Origin of the sequence: Psychromonas sp., assembly GCF_047632995.1 — a bacterium.
Classification (GTDB): Bacteria; Pseudomonadota; Gammaproteobacteria; order Enterobacterales; family Psychromonadaceae; genus Psychromonas.
Window position 1 is genome coordinate 1 of record NZ_JBLIEK010000075.1, and the last position, 18840, is coordinate 18840.

Consider the following 18840-nt stretch of genomic DNA (forward strand, 5'->3'; position numbering starts at 1 on the left):
TTTTTCCCGTACCCACTTCACCAGTTATTTTTAAGATCCCTTCCCCCAAAGAAAGGGCAGTGGTGATTACTTGTGACGCTTCTTTATGAGGAATAAAATCAATATAAAAATTAGGATCCGCGGTGAGTGAAAAAGGCGCTTTTTCTAATCCAAAATGCTTTAGATAGATCATTCAGAGGGGTACCATTTTTCAACTAAATCGGATGATTTTTGCATCTCCTGTTTCCACGTATTCTGTTTTACAACTTGTGGTTTCACCAGAATAATCAATTCCGTTTTTAAACTCTGCTTTTGACGATTAGTGAACAGCTCACCCAACCAAGGCACATCTCCGATAAACGGAGTCTTAGAAACCAGATCTTTTTCAATGGTTTTCATTAAACCGCCAATTATAATCACATCGCCCGATTGTGCTTTTACAACTGTATCTGATTCACGCACATCACTTTTGGCAACGGGAATAGTCAAATCACCAGCGCTAGAGCTACCAAAACTGATCGTTTTTATCTGCTCTTCGATATCTACAATCGCCGGATGAATATGTAATAAGACAGAATCATCGTCATTAATTTTTGGGGTTACATCCACTGAAATACCTGAGAAAAACGGCGTCAATTCAACATTAGGTGTCGATGTTGTTGCCGTCCCCGTTACCGTTGTAGTTGAAACATCGGTCACAAAATACTCATCCCCGCCCACCTTAATCACCGCTTTTTGATTGTTCATTGCCGTTATACGCGGTTTAGATAACACATTCACATCACCTTGTGTTTCTAACATTGACACGACAGCGGAAAAGGAGCCATTCGCGATGGTTAATGCACCGCTGCCACCGATAGTACTGTTAATGACACTTTCAGCCAGCTTGTGGGTAGCATCAAATAACACATTGGTCGCACTAATTGCATCACCTGCGTTACTCCAACTAACGCCTTGCTGGTATTCATCATTTAACTGCACTTCGATTAACTGTATTTCTAAAATCACTTGCCGGTTTAAGTTATCCGTTTCCTTTTCCAGGAATTCCCGGACTTCCCGAATCTCCTCTGGATAAGCTCGAATCGTCACCACACCTGACATAGGACTGACAATCACATCTCGTCCGACCGTGCTTTTTAATAATTTATTTATTTTACTTTCTAAGTAAGCCCAGTAGTTGGTGCTGGTCACTGTGATTATTTCCGTGCCATCCTCTAAGGCGTTTGATGAAAACTCCCCGGTAAACTCTTTATCTTGAGAATCAGCCGCACTTGAGCTGCTGCTACTTGAGCTTGAATCGGAGGTTGTATCAGAATTATCACTTTGCGTACTTAAATGACCGGATAAAATACTGGTTCGCGATCCGCCCATCCGATTCATAAACAGGTAATCAAGGGTAAAGCTAGCAACCCTCATACCCGCAGGATAGATATGATAGATGCGTCCTGTCAGTTTAATTTCATAACCAAACATATCTTCAATAACAGCTAACGCTTCCGCTAATGTCACCTGCTTTAATGAAAGCGTGATCTCGCCTTGCACATCAGGGTGAATGGCAACACTGAAAGAGGTGCCTCTAATTAATGAGGCAAAAAAGACCGAGGCATCCACATCTCTTGCTGAAATATCAAAACGTTTTTCTTCAACCAAAACCAGTTCAGGTTGTGACGACAGATCTGCATATAATTCAGATGCAATATCCTCAGGTAGAATCAACTCCTCCACCTGTTTATTTATATTCGTTTGTAAAAGCATTTTTTGCGATTCAGCGGTATTTTCTTTAGTCGCCTGACAAGCTGTTAATAATAAAAGACAACAACTTATTGAAATAAATTTTTCCATTTTATCTATTTTCCATAAAGCAAATAAGGCATTTATTTAACAAAATGCTCTTCTTTTGTGTATAAGTTTAACTTATATGCGTGTTTTTTATGGCGTAATAACACCGCATCACTTTCGATACGCGTTATCTGATAACCACTTACCCACTGCCCCGTTTTATATAATTGATTGTTTAAAATGGCACGTCGTTGCCCACCCTCAGCCAATATGCTTTGTAATTTAGGCAGCGCAGAGCGATACTCTTTTTTTACCGGTTTTATTGTGTGATTTAGCGGTTTTGTCGGATCAACTAACGGCGCGCTATTGGCCATCACGTTAGCGCTTATTATTGAGCAAAATAAAATAATATATTTAACCACTGACTAAATCCTGTTGATCGCTTAGGGTGTATATCTCAATAGTCACTTTGCCAAGAGGATAATCCGCCACCTGATAAGTCAGAGCGGACCAATAAAATTTTTCCTGCAAGGTTTCAAGGTTCAATAAATATTGATAAATGGCATTATAATCACCCGTTAATTGAATCTCTAACGCATGTTTATAAAACAGATTTTGTAGCGGCGCCGCACCCGCATTAACTACCGATGAATTAAATGCTTGCGCAGGTAATGAAATTAATGACTCAACTTTTACCCCGGGGCTTTCATTAAGTACCTTGGTAAGAGCAATGGGCATCTTGTATGCATGAATAAAACTGACTAACTTTTCATCCAGCTGTTTATCCAATGCCACTAAGGTCTGCACAGAGAAAGCGATTTTAGTATTAATTTCTTGTAACGGATCTTTTTGTAAACGCAGTTTAATAGTGTCAATTTCGCTATTCAATTCACTTTCCTGCTGATAGCTCAACTGCAGGGCTTTCTCTATTTTTGCCTGTTTCGCCATTGCCGGATCAAATATCCAAAAATAGCTGATCGAAAAGACACAAATGAGTAATGCGCCAAATATAATAGCACGCTCACGCAGGGTCATTTTATTAAACGCTTTTTCAATTTCAATAACGTTAAGCTTCATCATTGTGCTGGCGCCTTCGCTTTTTTATTTTTAGGGTTATTGCTTAGTTGAAAAGAGAAGCCTCCGGCAATATCTGATATTTTTATCTTTTCAAAAGCAATGCCCGCCAGCTCATTGGTTGTTTGAATTTTTGTCAGCCATAAGGGCACTGAATCACTCTCTTTCGCTTGCCCAGATATATTTAAGCGCCCATCAATTATGGAGAAATGATCGATGCTGATTGCACTCATACTCGCTAATGAAAGGCCTCTCATCAATTCAGAAAACTCCACCACCCGACCTAATTCAATACCCGATAAACTACCTAATAAACGCTGTTTTGCATCAATTTCGGTTTGCAGCGCAAGTTGCTCTCTTATTTTCGAATCGGGTGCACGATTGTTCTGCAATTCAGTGACTAAGGCCGCCAATTCAGTCTGCTTTATCGTTAATAAGGCTTTATGCTGCGCTGCTATCGCTTGGGTTTTTGAAAACTTATTGTTTAAAGTAAGATGCAATGCGAGTACCAAAAGAAAACAGATTCCGGCCAAAAAAAGAAACTGTTTGCCGGTGAATTTTTCCCGTTTTGGGTAACAACTTGGCTGGTAAAGATTTATCTGTTTTTTCATTTACCCTCCATTAACGGGCCATATGCCAGAATATTGGTGAAATCATACTGATCTGTCTCGCCAAATGGCACGACTTTTTTTGCCAGGTAGCTACTTAACTGTTCTGCCAATAAGGGGAGATCCGGGCAAACAACCGCCAAATAGAGATGAGAGATTGAAGCGATTCGCAGTTGCGAATTCATATAATCAAGCGCACGTTGCAACTCTAAACTCAGCCCATCTAATAGTGCGTTTTCAAAACCACCAAGAGGCTCTGCCAACAATTCATTAAATCCGCGCAAACGATGGGAGAAAAACAGTTGCCCCTCTTTTACTACCGTTAACACCAATTCATTCTTTTGTTGTGAAAGCAGGAGATTAACTTCCTCACTTTTACCCAGTAAACGGGTTAATGCTAACTCTTCAGTGGTAATCTCTTTAAGTTTCATTCCCTGTTTAAAAATCATATCACGGATGTTGATAACACGCTTCTTAGGGGTACAGACAGCCGTTATTTGATCTCCCTTGTGCTGCTGAAAAGGCATATCGTAATAATCAACGACCAGATCAAAAATGCTCTCAGAAACCAAATCTTTTATAGAAAAAGGGAGTGTCGCCATTAACTCACCCTCTTCAACTTTTGGCTTTTCAATATCAAACGTCTGATAAAAGTCACGGCTTAATACGACAGATACCTGACCATGATGAAGTTTGTGTTCATTAACTACTGATGCAAATTTTTGCGCCCACTGTGCCTCGGATGAAACCGCTGTTTGAGCAAGCAAACGAATTCCCCCCTCTTCTAATAAGCAGATAACAAGTCGGTTGCTCGCTAAATAGAGGCTAATTTTAGTTTGTACTTTTTTAGGAAAAAGATTTTTAAACATATTAATTTTATTTTTCTCAATAAACGACAATTCAATCATTCGTTCATAATAAGGGATTAACCCATAGATTCTACGAATATTTATTATATCTGAGGCAAATCGCGAATTGTCGGATAAATTACGCGATCAGGTCACATTACCATATATCACAAAGGCTGCACGTCGGAAAACAGTGAACCTTGCCCGGCATGAACACCGATTTTAAGCAGACAGCGCCACTCTTCATCATTTTCAACGCCCACAGCAATGATTTTAGTTCGACTGTTTAAACAGCTAGCCATTAGACTTTGCAGCGCGATTTGATTGGTTTTACGCAAATGAATATCAGCGACTAAGCTGACGTGAAGTTTTAGGTAATCAATATGATAATCAAGAATATATTCGGTATTAACGACAGACTTACCGACATTATCAATAGCAATCTTACAGCCAATTTTCTGAATAGCATTTAATGCTGCACGCAGTAAAAAATAATTTTTTTCCACTAAGTGTTCCGAAACCTCAATCACCAGATTATTGCGTAAATGACGAGGCAGCTGCATAAGTTCGTAGATAAACCACTGCTGATTTTTTTTATCCATTAAAATATATGCACTTAAATTTATTGCAATAGGTTTACTTCGTTCGCCACGAAGTACAAGTAACGCCAGTACTTTTTCTAGCATTTTTCGATCAAATTTTTCATGCAGACCACACTTTTCAACCATCGGCAAAAAAGTATCCGTTGCAATAATTTTTTGCTGATGATCTTTGATACAGGGCCCAAGCTCAGAGTAAAGTTCAGTGCGACCGTCACGACCGATAATCTGCTGCTGATACAGTAATAGCCCATCATTTTCTAATACATTTTCAAGTAATGTACGCCATTTTACCGTTCCCTTGGACAAGCTAGCATAATTATCATCTTGATCGGCTAAAAACCAACCGCTGACATTTTGGTGTACCGCAACTGATAACGCACGGTTTAAATCGTCCATAATCTGCAGCGGCTTGTCGCCATAGTGAAAAGTTACAACACCAATATGAAAAAACTCCTCGATTGAAACAGACTCCGGGAGCTGCAACTGAAAAAGTAGCTTAGTTAACTGTTTGGCAGCTACTTCAGTTTCTTGATAAGACATCTGCGGGATAATTAACACAAATTCTGATTTTTCAATGCGGCCATGAAACTGATCATCATAACGGTTCGAGAATGACGTTAAAATATCGCTAATTTGCAGTAAGATTTGATTGCGGATCTCGCTCCCAAATTGACTATCAATAAAGTCTAATTCAGAAAAATCAGCCAGTAATAAAGCACTCGAAAATATATTTTGATTGGTTGCAATTGCATCTAAACGGTTTTCAAAAGCGAGACTATTTCCCAGTCCCGTCGCTTCATCTAAAAAAGCTTGCCCACGAATATACTCATCAAAATAACTGCGTTCTTTTTGACTTTGCTCCAGCTCTTTGGATAACAGATCCAGTGCTTGACTGGCGAGTTTAGGCCATTCGCCCGGCTGTGCAATACGCGCGGTTGGATTTTTTTGTAAAAGGTACTTAGCCCTTCTCTCCAGTAACTCGGCACCATTGAATTGTTTTTTTATCCAATATATTGCAAAGCTAAGTAACACGAGACTAAATAAAATGGCCGATGAGATACCTAATAATGGCAGCAGTGAAAACTTGATATCATCAAAGGGTTGGCGAGTCTTTAATATTAAAGAGATATTCGGGTGTTTTTTTAATTGATATTGATAGCGAAGTAATAAGTTATTTGGATAAAAATGACGGTTTTCATAATAAGTTTGGTATAGCACCTTATCCTGGCGCTTTATTTGCAAACTAACAATGCCCGAAGCATCAAGTAGATCAGGCAACCACAGATCAAATTGATTTTTTTCCACATTTTTATCTAATTGACGTTCAATAACGTTAATAATACTGTCCATACGTTGCTGGTGATGTTTAAGCGTCATCGCACGTAAACTAAATAATCCGCCCACCAAAACCAACACAATGCATGCCAATACGACTGATATTGTTATAAAAGTGAATTTATCCGTAAATTTCATTTAATCCCTTAATTACCAAATCCAAATTATTCGAAGATGCTGATTCCTGCATCTTCGAATAATTTGGCTATAAATATTTTAATCTGCAGTCAAGTCATCATATAATGCTCATCGGATATCCACTAGTCAAAAGATCTATGTTAAACAGGAAACCTAATGTCACTCGCAAACTACAGCTATTCAAATCCCAGCCAACTATTACAGCGTAATGAATCGCTTTTTACTGATAAAAATATATTGGTTGCAGGCAATATTGACGATGATTATCCAATCCATTTACAGACACTCGCATTATCAAGCACTTTTTGCTTTAGCGATTATCGTTATTACAGCCGCTTGTCTCCTAAATTAAGCGCCTCTGAACTGCATTTCACCGCCCATTATCAAGGCGATAAGAAGTTTGATCTATTATTGATTTTTTTACCAAAAGCAAAAAAAGAGACGCAATACCTGCTAGCCAGCCTGACCCCTCACCTAGAGCAGGGTGCGAGTATTATTTTAGTGGGTGAAAAAAAATGTGGTATTAAAAGCGCGCAACCTTTGTTAACCCCCTACTCATCTGCCGTTAATAATATTGACTCAGCCCGCCATTGCAGTATTTTATATGCTGAGTTAAATCAGAGCGTCCCTCCCTTTGAGCAGGCTTCATGGATAAAAACCTACCCGATAAATATCAATAATATTGAGCTGCAGATCTGCTCGCTACCCGGCGTATTTAGTTATGGTCAATTAGATAAAGGCAGTCAGTTATTATTAGAAAATTTACCCGAAAAAATGTCTGGATCCGTGCTTGATTTTGGCTGCGGCGCCGGGGTCATTGCCTGTTACATACTCAAGAAACACCCTGACTTAGAGATAGATCTTGTTGACATCAGCGCTTATGCATTAGAAAGCGCGAAACTTTCATTGATAAAAAATAAACTTAAAGGCGAGGTTTTTCCCTCCGATGTTTTTTCTGAAGTTAACAAAAAATATAATCTGTTACTTTCAAACCCGCCTTTCCACTCAGGAAAACAAACCGATTACTTGGCTGCTGAAACCTTTATTAATCAAGCCCCTAACTATTTACTTGACCATGGAAAACTGTCTATTGTTGCAAATAAATTTTTAAATTATGAACCTTTACTCAGTAAAGTATTTCCTGTACTGCAAATAACGCAAGAAAACAATAAATTTAAAATGTTGACTTGTATCAAAAAACAATAAACTCCTCCCTTATATATTTATTTCTCTTTTGTTAGGGTCTATACCCAAACCACCTCAGGATGCACAAATCAGCATTTTGAGGTGGTTTGGGTATAAGCATCCAACCCTGCATAAGGGGGATGTCAGTAATAAAAGGATTATGTAAAAAATAATAATCTTTATCCCCTTTTTATCAGGAGAAATTTATGGCTGGAATTCTTGCTATGATTCTTGCGGGGGGAGAGGGCTCTCGCCTTTTCCCTTTAACACAAACAAGAACCAAACCAGCAGTGCCCTTTGGCGGTAATTATCGCCTTGTTGATTTTGCATTAAATAATTTTGTTAATGCAGAGATCATGAAAATTTATGTATTAACCCAATTCAAATCTCAATCATTAAGTATTCACTTACGTAAAGCCTGGCGCCTTTCAGGGATTGCGAAACAATTTATCGAAGCAATTCCAGCACAACAACGTGTCAATAAAAATTGGTACTCCGGCACTGCTGATGCTATTTATCAAAATGCTCGATTTATTGAAAAACAGGCTCCTGAGCATGTGTGCGTCTTCGGCAGCGATCACATCTACAAAATGGATGTCCAACAAATGGTTGAGCATCATAAAGCCAAAGGCGGCTCCTTGACCGTTGCTGCAATCCGAGTCGTTAAAGAGCAAGCTTATCACTTTGGTATCATTGAAGTAGATGATGACGGCCGGATGATAGGCTTTGCTGAGAAACCCTCTGTCGAAGAGGCGAAAACAATTCCCGGTGACGATAAACACGTATTAGCTTCCATGGGGAATTATGTTTTTAAATCCGATGTGCTGTTAAAAGAGCTCTATGATGATGCAGCCGATCGCAATTCCAGCCATGATTTTGGTAAAGATATCATCCCGAAACTTTGCCAGAAGGGAAAAGTATTTGTTTACAGACTCAGTGACAACCACATTCCTGGTGAGCCAGCAACGGCTTACTGGCGTGATGTAGGCAGTCTCGATTCATACTGGGAAGCGCATATGCAGCTGCTAGCAGATGAGGCACCTTTTTCGCTTTATAATGCACATTGGCCACTACACACCTATCACCCACCGTTACCACCCGCCACATTTCGTGATCAGGACGGATCGGTCAGTGATATTTCAAAATCTATGATAGGTGCAGGATCTTATATTAACGGCGCGCAAATCAGCAGTTCGATTTTAGGTTTTAGCTGCCATATCTGCAGCGAAGCGATAATCAAAGACGCCATCTTATTGGGCAATGTCACAGTAGGCAGTGGAGCTCGCCTCACTAAAGTTATTCTTGATAAAAATGTATCAATAGCCCCCGGCACAATTATTGGGGAAAACTTAGAAGAAGATCGTAAGAAGTTTACCGTATCGGAAGATGGCGTTGTGGTGATTGCCAAAGGCAGTAAAGTTGGTTTTGAAGAACAACTTTCAGTTATTGATAAAAAAAATTAACAATAGACATTGTTAAATAAAGATTTTTTATTCTAAATAAAATAGGTTTTTAATATGGCAAAAGTTCTCTCTATGATTTTAGCGGGTGGTGAAGGGTCGCGTCTTTACCCCTTAACACAATCCCGTACTAAACCTTCCGTGCCCTTTGGAGGCAGTTACCGATTGATTGATTGCGTGTTAAATAATTTTGTAAATTCTGATTTATTACGTATTTATGTATTAACACAATTTAAATCTCAATCACTTAATCAACATCTTACCGATGCTTGGGAACTGAGCAGTATTACAGACACCTTTATTGATGCTATCCCTGCGCAAATGCGTACAGGTAAGCATTGGTACTCGGGTACTGCTGATGCGATTTATCAAAATTTACAATTTATTGAGTCTGATGAAGCAGATCTTGTTTGCATCTTTGGCAGTGATCATATTTATAAAATGGATATTCGCCAAAAACTTACCTATCACGAGAAAAAAGACGCTACCTTGACGGTTTCAGCTGTCAAATTACCTAAAGAACAAGCTTACCACTTTGGTATTATTGAAGTGGATGAAGAGGGTCGCATGATAGGTTTTGTTGAGAAACCAGCGGTGGAAGATGCAAAGACAATTCCAGGCGATCCGGATCATGTTTTAGTTTCTATGGGTAACTATGTATTTAACTCCAAAGTGCTGCAAGAAGAGTTAATTCGAGATGCTGCACTGAAAAAATCAAGCCATGATTTTGGCAAAGACATTATTCCGCACCTCTATCCACAAGGTAACGTCTTCGTTTATGACTTTTCGCAAAATTCAATTCCCGGGGAAACAAATGAAACCTACTGGCGGGATGTAGGTAATATTGATTCATATTGGCATGCAAATATGGATTTAATTAAGTCTAAACCGCCGATTTCGTTATACAATCGCAAGTGGCCAATGCATACACACTACCCGGCCCTGCCTGCTGCTCACTTTAGAAATGGTAATGACAGCAATTGTGCCATTCGAAAATCACAAATTTCCGACGGTTGTTTTATTAAAGGGGCGGCCATTAAAAAATCTATTTTAGGTTTTAACTGCTTTGTCGAGCAAGATACTGAAATTTCTCACTGTATTTTATTAGGCGATACCAAAATAGGAAAAAACTGCAGGTTGACTAAAGTTATCATTGATAAGAATGTATCAATTGCAGATAACGTACAAATTGGCATTAATCTGGAGGATGATAAAAAACGTTTTACCGTTTCTGATGAAGGTATAGTTGTCATTCCGAAAGGTGCTAAAATAGGCTTTTAACCTAAACTTATACCCAAACCAGTTCAAGATACAGGAATCTTCATCTTCAACTGGTTTGGGTATATAGTTAGTGATACAAGCATTCCCTTATAATCACCATAAACATTTGCGGCTTTTTACTTATTGATATAAAGGTAAAATTGTCAAAGGAGCGTTGCATTGAATCATAAAAAACTAAAAATTCTTTTCGTTTCTGCTGAAGTTGAAGGATTCTCAAAAACGGGTGGTTTAGCAGATGCTGCAAAAGCATTACCGATTGAACTTCGTAACCTGGGTCACGACGTTAAAATCATCACCCCCTTCTACCGCAATATAAATCATCGCGAACAGGCACAACATCGTTTTGACTTAACATTAAATACTAATAGCCCCCGTCCAGATATCCAATTTGAAGTACATGAACTAACTTTAGATGGCATCCCAGTTTTAACTATTGATAACGCACACTACTTTGACAGGGCGGGTCTGTACGGTGAAGATCACCATGCTTATCAAGATAATGGTGAACGTTTTGCCTTTTTTTGCCTAGCCTCTTTGCAAGCCTGTGAAGCAAGCGGCTTCGTCCCCGACATCATTCACTGTAATGACTGGCACACAGCGCTCATTCCTTATCTACTGAAAACCCGTTATGAGGATAGTGCCCACTTCTCCCAAAGCAAAACAGTATTAACGATCCACAATGCCTGTTATCAAGGAATTTTTGATAAGTCTCAGCTTAACTTAATTCCTGAAGTCAGCGCCTGCATGGATGAACGTATATTAGAAAATTATAACTACATTAACTATCTAAAAACGGGAGTCATTTACAGCGACAAAATCAATACAGTCAGTCCAAACTATGCCAGTGAATTACTAACCCCGCTCGGCTCTCATGGTATGCATCATCACTTTGTTGAACGAATTCATGATTTTGAAGGGATCTTAAATGGCTGTGATTATAATGATTGGAATCCAGAAACAGATACATTAATACCCGCAAATTTCTCGGCCGATGATCTCCGCGGTAAAGTTATTTGTAAAAAAGGATTACAAAGAGAGGTTGGCCTTCCCGAAAGTAATAATCCTATTTTCGGTATGGTATGTAGGCTTACCGAACAAAAAGGCTTTGGTCTGCTACTACCGATGTTGGAGAGTGTGTTAAAGCATAGCCTGCAATTGGTGATTGTCGGCTCAGGAGACCCCGCTATAACCGGGCAATTAAAAGCTATTGCAACCCATTTCCCTAATAAATTTAAGTTTATTGATAGTTACAGTGAAAAATTATCACATATGGTGGAAGCAGGTTCCGATTTCTTTGTTATGCCCTCGCTCTTTGAACCTTGCGGTTTAAATCAGCTATACAGTTTTTGCTACGCTACATTACCTCTTGTAAGGGCTGTGGGTGGATTAAAAGATACCGTTTTAGACTACGATCAAGATCCCGATAATGCCAATGGTTTTGTCTTCTATGATCCCAATCCGAGTCAACTGCTTAACTTAATGCGCCGCGCCTTGCTGCTATATGTAGAGCATCCGGAAGAGATGTCACGCTTAAAAAAACAAGTGATGCGTTCCCATTTCTACTGGTCAAATGCAGCTAAGCATTATGACCACCTCTATCATAAAGCGATATACCCGCAGCATAACCGGAAAAATGGCGCTGCATTAACTTAGCAAAATAAAATTAAGCCAATTTCACGATAAATAATAAGGGAAATTGGTTTTTTTAATTTATAACTGCTTGCTGGCTAAGCAGAGCCTCATCATTAACAAAACGCAGTGCCATGCAATCGCTCTCTTTACTAATAATCATAGAGGCATCGACACGCAGGCAACTTCCTGCATATTTTCCCGCTGCGGTGAAGGTGCATACCTGAACATAATAACCATCCACCAGCGGCAGCGGAAATAAAGCTTGGTATATTTGTTCCTGAGCGGCAAATCCCCCTCCTGTTGCCTCGATAATGTCTTGATCTTGATCGACCAACTGAATGTTCGCCCCGCAGCGACCAACGATCGGCTTAGTGACATAACCACTCGCCTGCAAATCGGCGTTTAATTCAAAATCAGCTTGCAGTAATAAAGGATGATTGGGAAAGAGCGACCAAAGTACAGGCAGAATAGCTTTATTACTGGGAATTAAAGTCCATAGCGGTTCAAAAATCATAATATTTTTATGCAGTAAAATATCCGCAAGTCTAGGTGTCTGACCTCTTTCCCATGCTGGCTCATAGTGCTCACCGAGAGCCTGATCGGCCTCGCATTCTGAGCGAATTTGATCCAGCGCAGTTTCCCATGACCAGGTTTTCCAGACCCAGTGAATTGACTCCCCTTGCACGTCTAAAATATTCCCCTGCGGATCCCATTTAAGACTGCTAATACCGGAGACCATCTTACTTGCAATACCTGCTGATTTTAATGTCTGCTGAATGAATAGCGCATGATATATTTCTTCGGGATCGCAATCATGCAAAATATGTACGAGCCCTTTCGCCTGGCTTTTCCGCCATGCATTCACCAGATTATTAAACAGATCTTTACCGCTATCCTGCCCCTCGTGAACGCCATAATGGTGCGCCCACTTACCTTGAATTTTAGCGCTTTCCATATAACAGGATGCCGAATCACAATTATACTCGTACACTTTTAATCCCTGCGGGGTCATCGAAAAATCGAAGCGGCTGGTAATCAATTGATTTAAGCGATTATCCCAGGATTGACGGATCTTCCCTAAAATAGCGCGAGGCAGGTTAAATTTGTCCAATAAAGCCGGATTCTCAAGCACATAATCCGTGGCGTGCATAAACAAACCATGCAGTTCATTGGTCGCTCTTTGCAGGGTCAGTTGCGCCGTTTCTGATAACGTATAATAGCGGTATTGATCCGCGCTAACGGCACTTAACTTATCTCCGTGCATCGCCTTAACATAAGCAGCTTCATCTTCATTGGCAACATTTAACCAGGATTTTTGCGGATCAACCTGCGCTTTTGCATAACGGCTGCGCAGGGCAAATAACTGTTTATCCGTTGCAATAGTTGGCTGCGCATAAAGGGAGTTATCTGTTTGTGTCATCCAACCTAAAATAGTGGCGTCGTTAAAAGAGCACTGTAACCAATATTCGCCCTCCTGTGTTGTGGTAGCAGGCAGTTCTCGACTGTAGTTGCACCCTTCTGGCCAAATCTCATGATCCAGATTCTGCTCTGCAACCCGTAATTTATCGGCAAACACTTCCGTCACAATTGCCACATGACCTGTTTCTGAAAACTCCCCCCCCTGATCCCAAATGAGTAGACTTCCGGGTTGGGGAGGGCTTTTACTGCCGTTAGCAAATGCCTGCAAAGGCAGCCGAGAATTGGTTACAACATCTCTTACAGAGCGTAACTGAAATATGTCGTAAGCCATTGAGATATCGTCAAAAATATAACCGTGATTGAGATAGATCCAGCGCCGGGCAAATTCCACACACTGCCATTTATAACCCATATAAATACCGTCAAGGTAGCTGCGAAAAGCACTACGTTTAGGGTATTGTGCATCACTGGCACTCTCATAATCACAAGAGTAAGCGGCAACGCCGCCTGGCGCATAGCCCAGCAAGGTACCAAAAACACTGGAGGTTGTTCTATGTGACAAAATTTTTTGTCCGAATAAAGTTAAAGATAACTCAATATAGTCAAGAAGATATATATAAGCAATGCCCATTTAATAGTCAGTTAGGATGTTTTTTAGGCGAAATTTTTATCTAGGCTAGAGCAGCCTCAGATGGTGAAGGCACGTAAAAAAATTACACACAACAAAGAGGAAAAAGCAAAAGATTAGCCCAACTAACACAGTAGATGGGCTTGATATTGATCGTTAAAACTTATACAAAATAGGCTTTAAGTGGCGGAAAACCATTAAACTCAATGGCGCTATAGGATGTAGTGTAAGCACCCGTTGAGAGCCAAAATAGGCGATCGCCCTCTTTTAAACTATGCGGTAGACAGTATTTGTAATCTTCATATAAAATATCGGCACTATCACAGGTTGGCCCGGCAATAACCACCTCTTCAGACTCATCACCTGTGCCCGCAGTATCAGCCTCACAGTAGAGCGGGTATTTAATCGCTTCGCCTAATGTTTCTATCATCCCTGAAAACAAACCGACGTCGGTATAAACCCAGCGATATAAGGCGGTATTACTTTTCCGTGATACTTGTACCACCTCTGTAACTAACACCCCGGCGTTCGCCACTAATGAGCGTCCCGGCTCAAGAATAATACGCGGCAATGTATCGCCGAAGTCCTCTTTTAGAAAACGTAACATTTCCGCTGCATAAACCTCTAAGTCATTTGCCCGGCTAATATAGTTAGCTGGAAAACCGCCGCCCATATTAATCATCTGTAAAGTGATATCGTTTTCTTCCTGCAGACGCTCAAAAATAACTTTTACGGTCGCAACGGCGTTATCCCAGGCACCCACATCACGCTGTTGCGAACCGACATGAAATGAAACGCCATAGGGCTCTAAGCCAAGTGTTTTAGCTTTCACTAACAAGTCCATCGCCATATCGGGTTGACAGCCAAATTTTCGTGAAAGCGGCCAGTCGGCAGTTAATGTGCCATCGGTAAGAATACGCACATACACTTTTGATCCCGGTGCCATTCGTGCAATATTTTCCAGATCGCTAACACAATCAGTAGCGAACATTCTGATCCCTGCATCATAGAAATATTTAATATCGGCGCGCTTTTTGATGGTGTTGCCATAACTGATGCGAGCGGGATCAATATGATGGGAGAGCACTTTATCAAGTTCATAAATAGAGGCAAGATCAAAGCAACCACCTTTAGCATTGACCAGATCAATAATTTCATGGGCCGGATTGGCTTTTAATGCATAATAGATATCGGCCCAAGGGAAATTACTTGTCAATGCATCAAAGTGCTCTTCAATCGTTGCAGTATCAATAATCACGCAAGGGGTTTCGATCTCTTTTGCCTTCATTGATATGCGCTCAAAAGCAGATTGTGAATAGTACTCAAGTGGTTGTGCCAACATGGAAAAATCCTATTATAATAGTTTCAGGTTATATACAATATTCAGACTCTTGTATTAAGGCGAACAGGGAATCTAAAAACCGGCGTATTCTGTACTTATTTTCTAACCATTTCAATGATAATTAATCACTTAAAAGAGAGGTTAATTAGAGGAGGTTTTGATCAGCGTATCTGTTGATGCTGCTTTTAAGTTTGGGGTAAATGGTAGTCTCTTTTTTAATGTTAAGAGAATGAAAGTGGTAATAAAATTAGTACTCAACTTTATTTCTGCCGTTAGCTTTGGCTAGATATAAATTCTCATCCGCACGTAAAAATAAACTTTCAGTTGATTGCGCACAGTCCAAGTAATTTGCCACACCAAAACTACAAGTTAGGTCTTTAGATAAAAAGAAAACATCATTAATGGCACTGACATCATCAGATTCAATGACTGATTTTGATATATCATGTGCAGTAATCTGATTTAATCCATAATGACCAAGGTGTAATCTATCTTCAATATTGACTCTTATTCGTTCTGCAACACTCGCAGCTTCATGCAAATTTGTTTCCGGAAGTAAGACTAAAAATTCTTCGCCACCATATCGATAGGCAAAATCAGACGGTCTTAAACTTGCTAAAAGGAGTGGGCCAAATACTTTCAATGTATCATCACCCACAGAATGACCAAATCTGTCATTCACTTCTTTAAATTTATCTAAATCACAAATAATTAAAGAAAAATCAGACGTATCACTCTGATACATGGAATTTTTTAAGCTGATTAATTTCCTTTCATAAAACTCTTTTTTTCTTAATCCGGTTAAATAATCTAATGATAATTTATTAATTTCATTTAAATTTTTAGCCGCTAAATCAAAGCGGCCATCACGCAAATGCTGATTATGTGAATCAACAAAACCATAATTCATAATATCCCGATAAAAAATATTACATTGCTGCTCAATCGAACTTCTATTTGAATCTTTATCATCAGGTAATTTAACAAAATTGAGCAAGTTAAAAAAAGCATCTCCAAATTTAAAACCACTATCAATTTCAATTTCAATTCCTTGGTGATTTAAAACCTGCATACGTACCCTTCAATTGAAAAAACAAGTCCGATATTTATCGAAAGATATATCATTACTTATTAATGATCGCCTTGCAAATCAATATGATGTAAATGGGACGAACAAAACAACTGCCCTATGCTTATTATTACCGAGTCAATTTATCTGCAATACCTATTATCTTTGAGGCAATTAAATTAACACGCTAATCTAAATGTCAGATTCCTCTTTTACACTTTATTGAGTTGGAGATGCAAATCATTCTTCCAGATGCAGGCAAGCAGATAGTAACGGCCGCCGAGAATCGATGCAAAACTTAAGCACAACACTCTGGCAGCAAGTTAAAATTACAAAAAAAGTGTAATAGAGAAGAGTAGTTCGTCACAGGTAAACATAAATTACATTAGTTCACTGGCCCCCCGCAAATCAGGTCTCTGCGCGGATTTTCGCACAGGACCTTCAAACGCAGAGTCGCGCTTTCATTTGTCCCACATATAACGCTGGTGTTGCATTAAGTGTTGCATCATCATCTGCTGCATCGGCACGTAGCGATCCATCATGTACTGCCGCTGCTTCAATTGCTTCGGTGTCAGCTTGTAGTATTGGTCTCCCATATGACGCCAGCCTCTCACCTTGCCGGGTCCTATTGTCGGACCTTGCATACAGCAGCCCATTCCGCCACCCGCCCCCCACATTTTGTGCATCAATTGCGTATTCTTCTGCATTGTGGCCCAGTGTTCCTGAAGCAGATTTTGCCGCTCCTGCGGGTCTTGGGTTTGACGGATATTATCCATCTGCTCCTGCATCTTAATCATGTATTCCTGAGACTGTGCCATCTGCTTGTCAAATAACTGCACGTTGGGCGTAATCTGTTCCACTTGAGGGCTTTTATCGGCGGGTTCCGCTGACTGAACCAGAACAGGTATGCCCGAAAGCACAGAGATAGATAAGACCGCTGTCAAGATCGCCTTTTTCATATTCTTTCTCCTCAGGTTTGGGTAACACACTACAGAGCATAGTACACAAATTAACCGCTCTCATGCTCAGAACCAATATGAACAGCAATTCTGCTTTCAAGGACTATTCTGATCTAATAAACAGGACTCTTTAATTTTTGATAAGGCTATCCGCTATCGAGGTAATGAAAGGGTTACAGCGTTTAACGGATGACGAGAAACCTTATTAAAATCTTAAATCCGCACAAACACCGCCACAAAAAAAACCGTTAATGGGCAAGAGGAGTAGCTGAAACCACCCACCAGCAGTGATTGCTGATATGCAAAGCTGAGTTGGATTAATTTGTAGGTTGTTGGAAAGCTTGGGAGATAATGATAAAAAGGGAATTTAACGTGCTGTAGATACAAAAAATCCCTGCATAAGCAAGGATTTAAAGTATGGTGCCCGAGGCCGGACTTGAACCGGCACTTCTCTCGAAAACGGATTTTGAAGCATTCACAAATACCTAGACAATTCAGTACGTTACTAGATGGTCATGGACAGTTATATTTATGAAACCGTCTAATATTAGACAGAAGTAGACACAGATATAGGCACATCTACCCAGACTTTTACCATTTTAGTCAATAAGTTAAGTAATTATCAGTAAATTATAGCCCCGGGCTTTTGGTCTTTGGCTAATACGTATCAAGGAAATGAGTCGCTTGCTACTCTGTTAGGAACCAATATTCAGCTTTTCCTTCAGCATTCTCACTACGGCCAAGTACTTTCACGTTTTGGTTGCTAGATTGTGTATTCCTTACACTTGAGTTGGAGAGAATTGATGTAATTGAAGACTCAACATATTGGTCACCATCATCTTTAGTAATGTTATTTACACTTACCCACAATATGATGTCTTGGGTTGTAAATGCGTGACTTAGGTCACCACTGTTAACTGCTTCTCTGATCTGCTTTATAAGAGGCATACTCTTCCTTATTGTTGGCATATTAAGTTCTGTATTATTAAACGCAATAACCAAGCTTTCAATTAAATTTGGCCTTCGATTAGTCCCTTTCCCCCATTTAGTCTCACAACTTTATACATTTTTTGATCTTTAACTGATTCAAAATAAAATAATTTCAATTTTTTTCAGTCCATATTTAGCTAAAAACAGCTAAATATGCATCGATTTCCCCTTTCATTTACTAACTAAAACTCTTATCACCCGTTAACAGGCTTTTTGCTTACAAAACTTTTTCAAGATAAAAATACCGTTGAAAACACTGGGTAAAACGCCGCCAACAAATATCGTAACCAATTGAAAATAAAGGGCTTTCACACCCAGCCTGGTTGACATAGTTTAAAGCCAAGTCTAATATCCTTCACGTAAGCAAATGCTTAGACAGTGAATTTCACTGGTGTTCTTTAACAATCTGGAAATGAGATTCAAATGAAAAAAAAAGTTCCACTTACCCGTGAGAGCTTGCGAAAGATATTTGAAATGGGAGTTCCTCCCGGGAAAAATCAGCTTGACTATTC

At 39.7% G+C, this 18840-nt stretch carries 15 protein-coding genes; 4 read left to right on the forward strand and 11 right to left on the reverse strand.

The genetic code is table 11. From position 1 onward, the window contains the following. Positions 1–168 precede the first annotated feature (168 nt). From mshL to ACJAT7_RS12580, 6 genes are all read right to left on the reverse strand, one after another. The gene (gene mshL, locus ACJAT7_RS12555) at positions 169–1821 is read right to left on the reverse strand and encodes a pilus (MSHA type) biogenesis protein MshL (RefSeq protein ID WP_415227148.1); all 1653 of its coding nucleotides are present in this window, start codon (positions 1819–1821) and stop codon (positions 169–171) included. 32 nt (positions 1822–1853) lie between these two features. Further along, positions 1854–2180, reverse strand: coding sequence for a hypothetical protein (locus ACJAT7_RS12560; protein ID WP_415227149.1), 327 nt, complete (start codon positions 2178–2180; stop codon positions 1854–1856). After that, on the reverse strand, positions 2173–2838 hold the full coding sequence (locus ACJAT7_RS12565; protein WP_415227150.1) for a hypothetical protein: 666 nt from the start codon (positions 2836–2838) through the stop codon (positions 2173–2175). The genes ACJAT7_RS12560 and ACJAT7_RS12565 overlap by 8 nt, the downstream gene beginning before the upstream one ends. Then, positions 2835–3443, reverse strand: coding sequence for a hypothetical protein (locus ACJAT7_RS12570; protein WP_415227151.1), 609 nt, complete (start codon positions 3441–3443; stop codon positions 2835–2837). Before ACJAT7_RS12570 ends, ACJAT7_RS12565 begins: the two co-directional genes overlap by 4 nt. After that, positions 3440–4309, reverse strand: coding sequence for a hypothetical protein (locus ACJAT7_RS12575; protein WP_415227152.1), 870 nt, complete (start codon positions 4307–4309; stop codon positions 3440–3442). Before ACJAT7_RS12575 ends, ACJAT7_RS12570 begins: the two co-directional genes overlap by 4 nt. A gap of 146 nt (positions 4310–4455) precedes the next feature. Continuing rightward, entirely contained in the window at positions 4456–6363 is a 1908-nt protein-coding gene (locus ACJAT7_RS12580; protein WP_415227153.1) for an EAL domain-containing protein, read from the reverse strand. 156 nt (positions 6364–6519) lie between these two features. On the opposite strand from ACJAT7_RS12580, the gene rsmC reads away from it, so the two are divergent. From rsmC to glgA, 4 genes are all read left to right on the forward strand, one after another. Further along, positions 6520–7569, forward strand: coding sequence for a 16S rRNA (guanine(1207)-N(2))-methyltransferase RsmC (gene rsmC / locus ACJAT7_RS12585; RefSeq protein ID WP_415227154.1), 1050 nt, complete (start codon positions 6520–6522; stop codon positions 7567–7569). A 185-nt stretch (positions 7570–7754) separates the two neighbouring features. Then, positions 7755–9011: a glucose-1-phosphate adenylyltransferase gene (gene glgC, locus ACJAT7_RS12590; protein ID WP_415227155.1), complete on the forward strand. Its 1257-nt coding sequence runs from the start codon at positions 7755–7757 to the stop codon at positions 9009–9011. 54 nt (positions 9012–9065) lie between these two features. Then, complete coding sequence (gene glgC, locus ACJAT7_RS12595) at positions 9066–10289, forward strand: glucose-1-phosphate adenylyltransferase (RefSeq protein WP_415227156.1); 1224 nt, start codon at positions 9066–9068, stop codon at positions 10287–10289. A 159-nt stretch (positions 10290–10448) separates the two neighbouring features. Next, complete coding sequence (gene glgA / locus ACJAT7_RS12600) at positions 10449–11942, forward strand: glycogen synthase GlgA (protein WP_415227157.1); 1494 nt, start codon at positions 10449–10451, stop codon at positions 11940–11942. A 52-nt stretch (positions 11943–11994) separates the two neighbouring features. Here the strand turns inward: glgA and gss are convergent, their stop codons facing one another. The 5 genes from gss to ACJAT7_RS12625 all read right to left on the reverse strand — a co-directional run bounded on the left by gss (position 11995) and on the right by ACJAT7_RS12625 (position 18286). Then, on the reverse strand, positions 11995–13902 hold the full coding sequence (gene gss / locus ACJAT7_RS12605; RefSeq protein WP_415227158.1) for a bifunctional glutathionylspermidine amidase/synthase: 1908 nt from the start codon (positions 13900–13902) through the stop codon (positions 11995–11997). Between the two features lie 229 nt (positions 13903–14131). Beyond that, positions 14132–15310: a type III PLP-dependent enzyme gene (locus ACJAT7_RS12610; protein WP_415227159.1), complete on the reverse strand. Its 1179-nt coding sequence runs from the start codon at positions 15308–15310 to the stop codon at positions 14132–14134. A 247-nt stretch (positions 15311–15557) separates the two neighbouring features. Further along, positions 15558–16382 (reverse strand): GGDEF domain-containing protein, encoded by an 825-nt coding sequence (locus tag ACJAT7_RS12615; RefSeq protein WP_415227160.1) that lies wholly within the window; start codon positions 16380–16382, stop codon positions 15558–15560. A 458-nt stretch (positions 16383–16840) separates the two neighbouring features. Continuing rightward, entirely contained in the window at positions 16841–17338 is a 498-nt protein-coding gene (locus ACJAT7_RS12620) for a hypothetical protein (protein WP_415227161.1), read from the reverse strand. A gap of 687 nt (positions 17339–18025) precedes the next feature. Further along, on the reverse strand, positions 18026–18286 hold the full coding sequence (locus tag ACJAT7_RS12625; protein WP_415227162.1) for a hypothetical protein: 261 nt from the start codon (positions 18284–18286) through the stop codon (positions 18026–18028). Positions 18287–18840: the final 554 nt, after the last annotated feature.

Coding starts and splice junctions, on each gene's coding strand:
- mshL (WP_415227148.1), bottom strand. CDS start 1,821: ATGGAAAAATTTATTTCAATAAGTTGTTGTCTTTTATTATTAACAGCT.
- ACJAT7_RS12565 (WP_415227150.1), bottom strand. CDS start 2,838: ATGATGAAGCTTAACGTTATTGAAATTGAAAAAGCGTTTAATAAAATG.
- ACJAT7_RS12570 (WP_415227151.1), bottom strand. CDS start 3,443: ATGAAAAAACAGATAAATCTTTACCAGCCAAGTTGTTACCCAAAACGG.
- ACJAT7_RS12575 (WP_415227152.1), bottom strand. CDS start 4,309: ATGTTTAAAAATCTTTTTCCTAAAAAAGTACAAACTAAAATTAGCCTC.
- ACJAT7_RS12580 (WP_415227153.1), bottom strand. CDS start 6,363: ATGAAATTTACGGATAAATTCACTTTTATAACAATATCAGTCGTATTG.
- rsmC (WP_415227154.1), top strand. CDS start 6,520: ATGTCACTCGCAAACTACAGCTATTCAAATCCCAGCCAACTATTACAG.
- glgC (WP_415227155.1), top strand. CDS start 7,755: ATGGCTGGAATTCTTGCTATGATTCTTGCGGGGGGAGAGGGCTCTCGC.
- glgC (WP_415227156.1), top strand. CDS start 9,066: ATGGCAAAAGTTCTCTCTATGATTTTAGCGGGTGGTGAAGGGTCGCGT.
- ACJAT7_RS12610 (WP_415227159.1), bottom strand. CDS start 15,310: ATGTTGGCACAACCACTTGAGTACTATTCACAATCTGCTTTTGAGCGC.
- ACJAT7_RS12615 (WP_415227160.1), bottom strand. CDS start 16,382: ATGCAGGTTTTAAATCACCAAGGAATTGAAATTGAAATTGATAGTGGT.
- ACJAT7_RS12620 (WP_415227161.1), bottom strand. CDS start 17,338: ATGAAAAAGGCGATCTTGACAGCGGTCTTATCTATCTCTGTGCTTTCG.
- ACJAT7_RS12625 (WP_415227162.1), bottom strand. CDS start 18,286: ATGCCTCTTATAAAGCAGATCAGAGAAGCAGTTAACAGTGGTGACCTA.